Genomic DNA, 12,587 nt, shown 5'->3' with positions numbered 1-12,587 from the left:
ACTCCTTAAATCACACCCAGCTCTTTACCAATACGGGTAAAGGCTTCAATGGTGCGATCCAGTTGTTCACGTGTGTGTGCCGCAGACATCTGCGTGCGGATACGAGCTTTGCCTTTAGGAACGACAGGGAAGGAAAAGCCGATCACATAAATATCTTCTTCCAACAGGCGGTCTGACATTTCAGAGGCCAGTTTGGCGTCGCCGACCATAACAGGAATAATGGCGTGGTCTGCGCCGCTCAAAGTAAAGCCTGCGTTCGTCATTTGCTCACGGAAGTAGCTGGCGTTTTCCCACAGTTGGCTGCGCAACTTGCCGCCTTCTGCAAGCATATCCAGTACACGAATAGATGCCTGCACAATGGCAGGTGCTACTGAGTTAGAGAACAGGTAAGGGCGTGAACGCTGGCGTAACCAGTCAATGACTTCTTTCTTGCCTGAAGTGTAACCACCAGAAGCACCACCCAGCGCTTTACCTAAGGTACCGGTGATAATATCAACACGGCCAATAACGTCGCAGTATTCATGTGTGCCTTTACCGTTTTCGCCCAGAAAACCAGTTGCGTGACAGTCATCCATCATGACCAGTGCGTCGTATTTGTCGGCCAGGTCGCAAATACCTTTTAAGTTGGCAATAACGCCGTCCATTGAGAAAACACCGTCGGTAGCAATTAATTTATGGCGCGCACCGTCTGCGTCAGCTTGCTTAAGCTGAGCCTCTAAGTCTTCCAGATTGTTGTTTTTGTAGCGGAAGCGTTTCGCTTTGCTCAAACGAATACCGTCAATAATGCTGGCGTGGTTGAGCTCGTCACTAATAATAGCGTCTTCGGGGCCCATTAGGGTTTCGAACAAACCGCCGTTGGCGTCAAAACATGACGAATACAAAATGGTGTCTTCTGTTCCTAAAAACTCGCTCAGTTTTTGTTCCAGCGTTTTGTGAATATCCTGAGTACCACAAATAAAACGCACTGAAGCCGTACCAAAACCGTGTTCGTCCAGGCCTTGTTTAGCGGCTTTAATTAAGTCTGGGTGGTTGGCCAGACCCAGATAGTTGTTAGCGCAGAAGTTGAGTACCTTGCGGTTATTCACCGTAATTTCAGAGCTTTGGTCCGAACTGATAATACGTTCTTTCTTGTACAAGCCTTCGGCTTTGGTTTCGGCCAGTTGGTCGGCCAGTTGCTGATAAAAGGCTGAGCTCATTTTTTACTCCACTATTTGAAAACGTAAGTTACCCTCTAGTTTACTGATGTTAGTCGCAACTCGCATCCTTAATTTGAATATCGGGCTTTTGTTTAGTGTGCACTTGCGTGTACTCTTTAGGCCAAATGAAAAGCGTGCAAATAAAGTGCTTGCACAAATAACGGTTTAGGAGACTCTATGCACCGCCGAGCAATTTATCCGGGAACCTTTGATCCTATTACAAATGGCCATGCCGACTTAATTGAACGGGCCGCCAACTTGTTCAGTGAAATTGTTGTGGGTATTGCAGAAAGCCCCAGTAAAAAGCCGCTGTTTAGTCTGGAAGAGCGGGTTTTGCTGGCGCAGCAAGTGACTGAAAACCTCGATAATGTCACTGTCGTTGGCTTTTCCGGGCTGTTAGTGAACTTTGCCAAAGAGTACGAAGCAACAGTGCTTATTCGCGGGTTACGCGCGGTGTCTGATTTTGAATACGAATTTCAGCTAGCCAATATGAACCGACGTTTGGCGCCGAATCTGGAAAGCGTGTTTTTGACGCCGGCCGAGGAAAACTCGTTTATTTCTTCTTCTTTGGTAAAAGAGGTGGCGCTGCATGGCGGCGACGTATCCGGTTTTACTGACGCGCGAGTGGCGTCAGCACTGGAACAGAAGTTTTCCGGTAAGCGTCCGGGTAAAAGTTAACCCAGCTTAACCAAAGGCTACGTGATAAAACACGATGCTCATCAGTACCGGACATAAATAACGGATATGCCAGCGTAACAAGGTTAAGCCGACACTACCCGCAGCAATAGCTTTCAGGTGATTGCTGCGGTGCCATAACCAGCCTACCACCAGCAAGTAGAATAACCCTGACAGCGGCAGCTGGAACTGTGTTACCGCAGTAACAACCCAGCCAAACAGCGGTTCAAAGAACAGTATTAGTAGCAGCGAAAACACCGCAATAACGCTTAGTGACAGGGCGGTTGCTACTGGCCGTTTCAGTTTGCGCTCTTCTATGCAGTAAGACACCGGTACTTCGGCCTGAGCAATGGTCGAGGTTAGAGCGGCAATACTCAGCAACATAAAAAATGCAAAAGCCACAAAAGGTCCGGCAACGCCCATGCTATTAAATAGCTCTGGCAGTACTGCAAAAATGAGCTGGCCTTCGCCAATGAGTTTAGAGCCTTCGCCGACATTAACGCCCAGGTGAATGCCCGCATACAGAGCAGGAATAATTAACAGCCCTGCCAGAAAAGCGATAAAAGTATCCAGTGCAGCCACTGACAAGCTTAAACGACCTAAGTTAGCACCGGGCTTCAGATAGGAACCGTATATCATCATGCCGCCCAAACCAATGGAAAGCGAGAAGAACGCCTGGCCCATAGCCGCCACTAAAATGCTGGTGTCAGTCATGAGGCTGAAGTCGGGGACAAGGTATTTTTTCAGGCCTTCGTCGGCGCCGGGTAAGGTCAGCATGTAGGCAATAAGCGCTACCAGTAAAACGACTAAGGTAGGCATCAGACGCTTTGACCAGCGCTCTATACCCTTTTCCACGCCCTGAAACACTACGTAAGCGGTGGCGAGTAAAAATACAGCGGTGAAAATTAAGTCGCGGGTTAGTGAGCTGTTCAGCAAAAATTCGGCAGCAACTTCAATACCAAAGCCACGAGCCAGAAAGCCTAAAGCGTGAACTAGCATCCAGCCGGCCACCACATGATAAAAGCTGAGCATTAAGCAGGAGCCCAGCACATTAAGGTAACCCATTAAGCGGCCAATAGGGCGGGCGCGTCCTTCGGACAGCTGCGTTAAGGAGCGAACCGGGTTCGCCTGCGCACTATGGCCTATCAGCATTTCGCTGTATAAAGCGGGTATGGCAAGTATAAAGATTACGCAAAGATACACCAGCAGGAAGGCGCCGCCGCCGTGGTTCGCAACCTGAGTAGGGAAGCCCCAAATATTTCCCAGGCCAACGGCAGAGCCCGCGGCTGCTAATATAAAGCCAATTCGGCTGTGAAAGGAGTCACGCATAAATGATCAGAAACCCACTGCTGCATACAAAAGTCAGGCGGGCATTCTAACGAACTGGCAAAATTTTGCTCTATCTTTTTTTACACAATCAGGTTAATATTCGCGCCCTGAAAATGAGCCAGTAACCAAACTGTAAAACAGGATTTTTTACGCTGTGTTGCTGCTGTTAACGTTAACGAACGACCGTAATCTCAGGAGCCTTACGTCATGCCTAATCTGGATCTGAGCCGCTACGGCATCACAGATGTCGAAGAAATTGTCCATAATCCGTCCTACGACCTGCTATTCGAAGAGGAAACTCGCGACGACCTGCAAGGTTATGAAAAAGGAACGGTAACGGACCTGGGTGCGGTTGCTGTCGATACCGGAATTTTCACCGGACGTTCCCCTAAAGACAAATACATTGTCCGCGATGACACAACTCGCGATACCGTCTGGTGGGCTGACCAAGGCAAAAACGACAACAAACCACTGTCGACCGAAACCTGGAATGAACTGAAAGGTTTGGTCACTGAGCAGTTGTCGCACAAACGTTTGTTTGTAGTGGATACCTATTGCGGTGCTAACGAAGACACTCGTCTTGCTGTTCGCTTCATTACCGAAGTGGCATGGCAGGCGCATTTCGTAAAAAACATGTTCATTCGCCCAAGCGAAGCAGAGCTGGAAAACTTTGAGCCAGACTTCGTTGTTATGAATGGTGCCAAGTGCATTAATCCTAAGTGGCAGGAACAGGAACTGAATTCAGAAAACTTTGTTGCGTTTAACTTAACTGAAAAAATTCAGCTAATTGGCGGCACCTGGTACGGCGGCGAAATGAAAAAAGGTATGTTCTCAATGATGAACTACTTCCTGCCGCTAAAAGGCATTGCTTCTATGCATTGCTCTGCCAACGTTGGTAAAGAAGGCGACGTGGCTGTTTTCTTCGGCTTGTCAGGCACAGGTAAAACCACCCTGTCGACTGACCCGAAACGCGCACTCATTGGTGACGACGAACACGGTTGGGATGACGACGGCGTATTCAACTTTGAAGGTGGCTGCTACGCAAAAACCATCAACTTGTCGAAAGAAGCGGAACCTGACATATACAACGCGATTCGCCGTGACGCACTATTAGAAAACGTTGCTGTCGATGACAACGGAATCGTTGATTTTGACGACAACTCGAAAACTGAAAACACTCGCGTGTCTTACCCCATTTATCACATTGAAAACATTGTGAAGCCGGTGTCTAAAGCGGGGCACGCAAAGAAAGTTATTTTCCTGACAGCCGATGCCTTTGGCGTATTGCCTCCGGTTTCTAAGCTGACTAAAGAACAGGCGCAGTATCATTTCTTGTCCGGCTTTACTGCTAAATTAGCCGGTACTGAGCGTGGTGTAACCGAACCTACACCTACTTTCTCCAGCTGTTTTGGCGCGGCGTTCTTAAGTCTGCACCCAACGCAGTACGCGGAAGTATTAGTGAAGCGTATGGAAGCGGCTGGCGCAGAAGCCTACCTGGTTAACACTGGCTGGAACGGTACCGGCAAGCGCATTTCTATTAAAGCGACTCGCGCTATTATTGACGCCATTTTAGATGGTTCAATTGAAGATGCTGAATTTGTGCAGTTGCCTCACTTTAACCTGGCTATGCCAACTGAGCTGGCCGGCGTTGAAGACAGTAGCATTCTGGACCCACGTAAAACATACGAAGATGACGGTGAGTGGGACGTTCGCGCCAAAGACTTAGCCGAACGTTTTGTCGCAAACTTTGAGAAATTTACTGATACCGATAACGGTAAAGCGCTGGTTGCCGCAGGCCCTCAGCTGTAAATTCATAGTTTGAAACAAATTAAAGGGCTCGTAACACTTGTTACGGGCCCTTTGTCTTTCTAAGATAGGCGCTTCTTAAGCAAATAACAGAAAAATAACATGCGCCTTTCAGTTAATAATGTCACTAAGCGTTACCGCACCGTAACGGCGGTAGACGCTATCTCCCTCGATATTCAGCCCGGCAAGATTCAGGCGTTACTCGGTCCTAACGGCGCCGGTAAGTCGTCCCTGGTTCGTATGCTGGTCGGCCTGACCCAACCCGACGAAGGTGAGATCCTCGTTGAGAATAACGGCGAGAGTATAGAGCTGACCTATCACGACTTCGCTTATCTGCCTGAAGACCGCGGTTTGTATCAGGATCGTACCATACTGGATAACCTGAATTATATTGCCAGTTTGCGCGGGTTGAAGCTGAGCGATATACGCAGCGATATTGATAATTGGCTGGAGCGGTTCGAACTGACTGATCGCAAAGATGAGCCCTTGCGTCAGATGTCTAAGGGAAACCAGCAAAAAGTACAACTTATTGCCACGCTCCTGCACGACCCTCAACTGGTTATTCTGGATGAACCCTTTTCGGGATTGGACCCGGTAAACCAGGAGCACGTGCTGACGGTATTGAACGAACTGCGTGAACGGGGCAAGACTGTGGTACTAAGTGCACACCAAATGGAGCTGGTTGAACGCTTAGCCGACACCATGTTGCTCATGAATAAAGGACGGGCGGTAGCTCAGGGCAGCTTGCAGGAAATTCGCAATACCTTGCTGCCTAAGCCGGTTTACCGGGTAACAACCAATGCTCAGCTTGCGTTGGATAGCTGGCAGGGCGTTGAGCAAATAGAGTCCATTCGCAAGGTGAGTGAAGAACAAGTGGAGATAACTTTTCGCACCGATGCCGGTATAGACGAGTTGTGGCCACAATTGGCACAGCAGGTATCGATTAAAGCCTTTGCGCCGATTCAGCCCGGGTTACATGATTTATATCTGGATACGATTCGTCGGCAAGCGAGTGATGAGAGAAGCAGCGAGGAGGCGCAGTCATGAAACAGACGAATCCGGGTTATTTTAAGCAGTTGAAAGCCATTTCATGGTGGGAGTTTAAGCGCTTCTTTAAGTGGAAGCAGGAACTTCTGTCTATTGTCATTTTGGTCGGCATTTTTGCCGTGAGCACTGGCTGGGGCGCAATAGCCCAACTTTTGTCAGATGAATATCACGGAGCTATTTTCTATGAAGAAGGCAAACCCCAGTCTTGGGAGTTTGAGGCCCCAAAAGACTTAAACCTTCGCAGTGCTGGCACTATGGAAGTAGAAAAGTGGAAAGCACAATTACCGGAAGACCTGGATACATTAATTGTCATAACACCGGAATTAACCGCAAAAGTCTGGGTTAAGAAGTCTCAGACCTGGCAACAGGAATTGCGCAGCGAATTACAGGATCAACTGCAGGATCTGCGCATTCAGCAGTTACCACTGGCACCGGAAGAAAAAGCGATTATTGATGAAAAGCCGGAAATTGCGTTTTCTATTGAAGAAAGCGAAGAAGCTTCTATTGATGATGCTAACGACGGTTCAGCCAGTACGCTACTGGTGATCATAATGGTTGGGGTTTTTACTGGTTTCGGTTTGATGATGATGTCCATAACCGCCGAGAAACAACAGCGAGTAACCGAGCAGTTGCTGACTATCGTGACACCGACTCAGTGGATGGATGGCAAAATTATTGGTATTACCTTGCACAGCCTTAAATCAATGCTCTTTATCGGCTTAATGATTTTGGGCGTAAGCCTGGTCGTTGCGGCACTGTCCGATAAGAGCGGTTCAGGTCTGGACTGGGGCATTGGCACAGGTCTGTTGAGTCTTATCTTTGTTTTATTGGGGACAGTCTTAATTAACGCCTTACTAGCGGGTTTTTCCGCAACCATCGATGACCCTAACCACTCATCCCGAAGCACGGTGATGCTGGTACCGATGTTGCCAATATTTCTGAGCTTTAGTGTGGTAAGTACACCTGACTCGACCTTAGCTACCGTAATGAGCATTCTGCCGATTAGCTCCTTTGCCATGATGCCGGCGCGTTTGTTGCAAACTGATGTCGCGGTATGGGAATGGTTGCTGAGCCTGGTATTACTGGCGGCCTTTGTATACTGGATGCGAAATGTAGCGGGGCGCTTGTTCGCTATGGGTATTCAGTATTACGGAAAAGAACCGGGCTGGAAGGAAATTTGGCAGGCCGTTTCTGGTAAATAACAAAGTTTCAGAGACAAAAAAGCCGGGAGCTTCAAAATGAAGTGTCCCGGCTTTTTATTAGGAACTGGCTTTATTTAAGCTGCTCAGCGTGTGGCAGCTCAAACGACGGTTTTTCCTCAGCTTTTTCTACCAGGAAGGTATCCATCCAACGCATAAAACGCATGCTGTAGTCCAGCTGTGCCGCTACTTTGCGGTTGCCGTGGCCTTCGCCGGGGTACAACACTAAGCGAACCGGCACCTTGCCGTGAGTTTTCAGATAACGGTACAATTCCATGGACTGTGATGGATGAACGCGGGTGTCTTCTTTACCATGCATAATAAGAATTGGCGTGCGCGCTTTTTCTGCGTGATAAATTGGGCTGCGCTCTAAGTACCATTCCCACTTGTCCCACGGATAGCTACGGGCATGCACAGCGTGCATTTCTTTGGCAATGTCGGTGGTACCAAACTTAGATAAGTTGTCGCTGATACCTACAAACATAACGCTGGCAGCGAAATGCTCGGTCTGTGCTGTTGCGCCCCAGGCCGACGCGTAACCACCGTAAGATCCGCCGGTAATACCCACGCTCGACTCATCGGCTAATCCGATTTCGACCAAGTGTTTCTTGGCATCGACAATGTCGTCAAACTCTTTACCGGCGTAGTCGTTCTGACCCAGCTTAGAGAACTCAACACCACGACCGGTACTGCCACGGTAATTCGGGAAGAACAGGGCATAACCTTTGGCTGCAGCATGTTTAACTGGCGACGCATAGCGATCTAACCAGCCGTTGCTGTAATGCGACTCAGGACCACCGTGAATCACCATCATGGTCGGGTAGGTCTTGCCTTCTTCGTAGTTGGTTGGGTAAACCACAATACCTTCCAGCTTAAGCCCGTCGCGTGCTTCATAAGTCATGGTTTCCTGACGCGGCATATCGATCTCGGCCAGCCAGGGGTTAGAGTTGGTTAAACGCTCCAGACGACCATTGCTGTATTTGAATGCTTCGCTCGGGTGGCTAGGACGGTGACCGGTCAGAACAAATTCAGATTTGCCGGCTTCGCCGTCCAGGCTGGTGAAAATAGCTTCCCCCAAGTCTAGCAGGCTGCGGCTTTCTAAAAACTTAAGCGTTAATGCCTGAACTTCGGTTTCGGTGCCACGATGACCCAGCCAGATAATTTCTTCATCGGTACGCCAGGTAAAGTCTTTTACTGCGCCTTTGTAGTCAGGCAACACGTTGCGGTGTTCTTGCTCGCGAGTGTCGTAAACAAATAAAGAACCAGCAGAAGGATCGTTGTAGTCAGCAGCGCGGATCATGGCCAAATAACGACCGTCCGGTGAAAATTCTGCACGACCAAGCTTGCCTTCACTTTCAAACGAAGTGACTACTTCGCCGTCCAGACTAATAAGCTGATATTGGCTGCTCATGTAATTGTCATCGATAAGCGAAGTTGGTGCGGTACGAACCAGTAGCTGTTCGTTATTCGGGTGGAAGCTAACCGAAAGCGCGTGCTGGTCGTCGGCGGTAACCGCTTTGGCCTCAGCGTCTTCCTCCCCCAATGAAACATGGTAAACCTGAGTATAGGTTAAGTCTTCTTCGTAGACTTCGGCTTTAAAGCCTTTCTTTTCAAGTTTTTCTTCATCGCTGTCTTTCGCACCTGAAGACAAAAAGACCAGTTGCTCGCTGTCATCACTCAACGCGTAGCTGCCAATATTGCCGTCAAATTCAAACACCGACTGAATACCGCCGCCGTGCACAGGCATGCGGTAAAGCTCCTGATACTCATCGCCTTCTTCTTTGGCAGTAAAGTACAGGTATTCGCTTTGCGGACCAAAGCTGACCCGGCCGAACTTTTTGTCTTTACTCAGGTAAGACGTTTCTTCGCCTTCAGCGTTAATAAGCACTAACTCACTGTAGCTGGAGCCGTCGTCATCTTCGTACGGAGTACGGGGTGTTGAGCGGATAACCGCAGTGAACTGACCATCCGGCGACAGTTGAGCCGAACGAATGGCTTTGGTGGTTACGGTTTCCATTAGCGTCATCTCGCGGGCATCAATATCGGCCGCCAAGACTGCTAATGCCATACCGCCTACAGCACGTAAAAGCATAATGTTCTCCAGTTTCTTGTTCTGATTAAGATTGTTTTTTATGACTCTCGTTTTAGTAATCGGCGAGTCGCTTCGGCGCCCCGGGCAACTAAGCGAACTTGCAGAATCGTTTTTTCGGTAATAATTTCGCGCTCTTCTTCGTCTACGTCAAAGCAGTCGGCACCGGCGCTGAATACAATTTTGGCAATAGTGTCCGACTGTAACTCGGCCAACTCGCGGCTAAACGACTGTTCGTTAACTAAATAGTCTTCCAGTTCGGCCTTGAAGTGATCTATTTCGCGCACTACCGCCAAACGAAAACTGCGTGAGCGGCCTGAACGCTCCTGCAACAACAACCTGAAGGTAGCGGTGTTGTCTGCGACAAACTGCATAAAAGTTTCTATAGATACCCGAATAATTGAGCCGCCGGATTCAATGCGCTGACGCGCCTGGCGTAATAGTTGGCGTAAAGCCAGGCCGCATTCGTCGACCAAAGTGAGTCCTAACTCATCCATGTCACGAAAGTGTCTGTAGAATGACGTGGGGGCAATTCCGGCTTCACGGGCAACCTCACGCAGGCTCAAACTGGAGAAACCGTTTTCAGCGCTTAATTGGTTCATTGCCGCGTTAATTAACGCCTGTCGGGTTTTCTCTTTCTGCTTTGCGCGAATTCCGGCCATAGTCGTATAGTCATCTTTGCGTGTATATTAAGAATGATAACACAGCTTTTTACACTTTTACCGCTTGTAATTTGAACACGAAACACGTACATTCAGCGTACAGGTGTACGCTATTAGACGCCTGCCTTTATTTGAATGTTTTAGGTTATATGCATGCAAAAGATTTCTGAAAAGCCCCCCATTATCTGGTTAAACACCCTGGTGTTCTCTATTACCTTTATTGTCGCCATTGTTGGTGTACCTTTATACGCATACAGCGTTGGCATTGGTGCCGCGTTTTGGTGGGTTATGTTGGGCACGGCGTGTTTCGCCGGCTTATCTATTACTGCGGGCTATCATCGCCTGTGGGCGCATCGTACATACGATGCAAACCCCGTAATTCGTTTTATTTTTGCCATTGGCGGTGCGGTTGCGCTGCAGAACAGTGCGCTTCACTGGTCTTCTGACCACCGTGAGCACCACAAGCACGTTGATGACAACGACAAAGACCCGTATTCAGCTAAGCGAGGCTTCTGGTACTCGCATATTGGCTGGATGATCCGTGAATATCAGGCGAGCCGTTATACTGACTACGATAACGTTAAAGACCTGCAGAAAGACCCAATTGTTATGTGGCAGCACAAGTATTACTTGCCGCTAACTCTGTTTGTGAACTTTGGCTGGCCAATTGCCGCCGGTTTCATGCTGGGAGACGTGTGGGCAGGATTGTTGGTTATTGGCGTGTTGCGCCTGGTGCTAAACCACCACACCACTTTCTTTATTAACTCGCTGGCGCATATTTGGGGTAAACAGCCTTATACCGACAAAAACACTGCGCGCGACAATGGCGTGCTGGCGTTTCTGACGTTTGGCGAGGGTTACCATAATTACCACCACATTTTTGCCGCGGATTATCGTAACGGTATTCGCTGGTGGCAGTTCGACCCAACTAAATGGCTGATCGTAGCCAGTAAATGGCTGGGTCTGGCGAAAAACTTAAAGCGCAGCTCGCCGTATCAGGTCGAGCGGGCGAAACTGCAAATGCAGTTAAAACGAGCTCAGCTGAAAGCTCAGGCAGCGCCGGAATCTTTGTTTGAAAGGGCTCAGGAACATTATGACCAGATGGGCCAGCAGTTGAAGGCATATTATCAGGCTCGTAAAAAGCTTCTGGATACTAAAGCTAAAGCCTTGAAAGAACATGTGCATCACGATATTGATGCGTTGAAGCGTCAGGTTGATGAAATGAAGGCTTCGCTGGAAATGCAAAAACGCTCCTGGAAAGCGCTATTAAATCAAATTCAGCAGCACGCGTAATTATTGGTTGAAATTGCGACGAATGGCATTTGTCAGTACTTGAAAATGTTTAAAATATAAACGATACTGACAAATACATTCGTAGTAACACGCCCTAGTGTGTGGGAGGAAACGATGGAAATTGGTGCAGCAATGAACTCAGGCCTGCAGGGTATGCAACGTGCAAACCAGCAGGTATCACAAGCGAGTCAGGAAATTGCGTCTGCTTCAACATCGGGTCGTAATGATGTTCAGCAGCAAAGTAATGCCGTTGCAAATGGTGCCCAGGCCGCAACTGAAACTGCGTCAGAAACCAGCCAAAGCGTTACGGCTGCCAACACAACTGATTCTTTGGTTTCATTAAACCAAGGGCAGACCAACTTTGAGTCAAACACCCGTACGGTAGAAACTGCCGACGAGATGTTGGGCACAATGATTGATACCAGCGCTTAATGTTCTAACATGAATATCTCACCAGCGTTACCGCCTATTCCTGTAACGTCGGCACCACCTGCGGAGTCGATGAACAGGGATAATTTGCAGCGGCCGTTGGTGAACGAACCTGCCAAATCTGATCAATCCAGTAATAAAGCCGATACCCAGGCTGACAGAAAACCCGACGCGAAAGCGGATGGAAAGCCTGACAGCAAAAAAGCCACCGACAAAGCTAGCAAAGAAGTTACTGACAATGCTGAAAAGAATCAGCAGAAGCTCAGTGAAGAAGAAGTTGAAAAAGTCGATGAGCTAAAAAGCCGTGATCAGGAAGTTCGTGTACACGAACAAGCCCACGCGGCAGTTGGCGGCCAGCATGCTGGCTCGCCTTCCTATGAATACGAACGCGGGCCTGACGGTAAGTCTTATGCTGTGGGCGGCGAAGTTCAAATAGATGTCAGCCCGGTTAACGGTGATCCGCAAGCGACCATTCAAAAAATGCAGTTGGTACGTCGCGCGGCATTAGCGCCGGCACAACCTTCTGCTGCCGACCGTTCAATTGCTGCCGAAGCGGCTAATAAAGCCACGCAGGCTCGGGCGGAATTAGCTCAAATGCAAGTTGAGGCAAGCGAAAGCGGTGAGGAAGGCGAGAAGCAAAACCCCGATATCAGTATTAACGCGCCGTTTAATAAAAGTCTGGAAGGTGAAAACAAAGGTGATGGCGATAGTCAATCTGCGTCATCAAGTGCTGTAACACCTGCCGAAGAAGGTAGAAAAACGCTTTCATCGTCCGAACGTGGCGAAATGATTTCTTCATTTTACGATAAGCGCGTTCGTCCTTCCGTGGACTCATTCAGCGCTACCGCTTAACTATTCCTGT

Annotated in this window: 11 protein-coding genes; 7 read left to right on the top strand and 4 right to left on the bottom strand. The window is 48.7% G+C overall.

Going from position 1 to position 12,587, the window contains the following annotated elements:
- Positions 1 to 5 precede the first annotated feature (5 nt).
- Positions 6 to 1,196, bottom strand: coding sequence for a glycine C-acetyltransferase (locus DET62_RS02285; protein WP_011233532.1), 1,191 nt, complete (start codon positions 1,194 to 1,196; stop codon positions 6 to 8).
- 177 nt (positions 1,197 to 1,373) lie between these two features.
- Here DET62_RS02285 and coaD point away from each other — a divergent pair, with 177 nt between their 5' ends.
- The gene (gene coaD / locus DET62_RS02280) at positions 1,374 to 1,874 is read left to right on the top strand and encodes a pantetheine-phosphate adenylyltransferase (RefSeq protein WP_011233533.1); all 501 of its coding nucleotides are present in this window, start codon (positions 1,374 to 1,376) and stop codon (positions 1,872 to 1,874) included.
- 6 nt (positions 1,875 to 1,880) lie between these two features.
- Here the strand turns inward: coaD and DET62_RS02275 are convergent, their stop codons facing one another.
- Positions 1,881 to 3,200, bottom strand: coding sequence for a sodium-dependent transporter (locus DET62_RS02275; protein WP_110013049.1), 1,320 nt, complete (start codon positions 3,198 to 3,200; stop codon positions 1,881 to 1,883).
- Between the two features lie 207 nt (positions 3,201 to 3,407).
- On the opposite strand from DET62_RS02275, the gene pckA reads away from it, so the two are divergent.
- The 3 genes from pckA to DET62_RS02260 all read left to right on the top strand — a co-directional run bounded on the left by pckA (position 3,408) and on the right by DET62_RS02260 (position 7,255).
- A complete protein-coding gene (gene pckA / locus DET62_RS02270; RefSeq protein WP_110013050.1) occupies positions 3,408 to 5,009 on the top strand; it encodes a phosphoenolpyruvate carboxykinase (ATP) in 1,602 nt (533 codons plus the stop codon).
- A 99-nt stretch (positions 5,010 to 5,108) separates the two neighbouring features.
- A complete protein-coding gene (locus tag DET62_RS02265; protein ID WP_110013051.1) occupies positions 5,109 to 6,053 on the top strand; it encodes an ATP-binding cassette domain-containing protein in 945 nt (314 codons plus the stop codon).
- Complete coding sequence (locus DET62_RS02260) at positions 6,050 to 7,255, top strand: ABC transporter permease (protein ID WP_110013052.1); 1,206 nt, start codon at positions 6,050 to 6,052, stop codon at positions 7,253 to 7,255. The genes DET62_RS02265 and DET62_RS02260 overlap by 4 nt, the downstream gene beginning before the upstream one ends.
- A gap of 70 nt (positions 7,256 to 7,325) precedes the next feature.
- Here DET62_RS02260 and DET62_RS02255 read toward each other — a convergent pair whose 3' ends face one another.
- Together DET62_RS02255 and fabR are read right to left on the bottom strand one after the other, a co-directional pair.
- Positions 7,326 to 9,344 (bottom strand): S9 family peptidase, encoded by a 2,019-nt coding sequence (locus DET62_RS02255; RefSeq protein WP_110013053.1) that lies wholly within the window; start codon positions 9,342 to 9,344, stop codon positions 7,326 to 7,328.
- A 38-nt stretch (positions 9,345 to 9,382) separates the two neighbouring features.
- On the bottom strand, positions 9,383 to 10,003 hold the full coding sequence (fabR, locus tag DET62_RS02250; RefSeq protein WP_110013054.1) for an HTH-type transcriptional repressor FabR: 621 nt from the start codon (positions 10,001 to 10,003) through the stop codon (positions 9,383 to 9,385).
- Between the two features lie 153 nt (positions 10,004 to 10,156).
- Between fabR and DET62_RS02245 the strand changes: the two genes are divergently transcribed.
- From DET62_RS02245 to DET62_RS02235, 3 genes are all read left to right on the top strand, one after another.
- Positions 10,157 to 11,296 (top strand): fatty acid desaturase, encoded by a 1,140-nt coding sequence (locus tag DET62_RS02245; RefSeq protein ID WP_011233540.1) that lies wholly within the window; start codon positions 10,157 to 10,159, stop codon positions 11,294 to 11,296.
- A 114-nt stretch (positions 11,297 to 11,410) separates the two neighbouring features.
- A complete protein-coding gene (locus DET62_RS02240; protein WP_011233541.1) occupies positions 11,411 to 11,728 on the top strand; it encodes a hypothetical protein in 318 nt (105 codons plus the stop codon).
- A 69-nt stretch (positions 11,729 to 11,797) separates the two neighbouring features.
- Positions 11,798 to 12,577, top strand: coding sequence for a putative metalloprotease CJM1_0395 family protein (locus tag DET62_RS02235; protein ID WP_110013055.1), 780 nt, complete (start codon positions 11,798 to 11,800; stop codon positions 12,575 to 12,577).
- Positions 12,578 to 12,587 lie beyond the last annotated feature (10 nt).

The organism is Idiomarina sp. H2, from assembly GCF_004364275.1.
Lineage (GTDB): Bacteria > Pseudomonadota > Gammaproteobacteria > Enterobacterales > Alteromonadaceae > Idiomarina > Idiomarina loihiensis.
The sequence above is the reverse complement of the archived record's forward strand: the minus strand, read 5'-3'. Positions and strand labels throughout refer to the sequence as shown.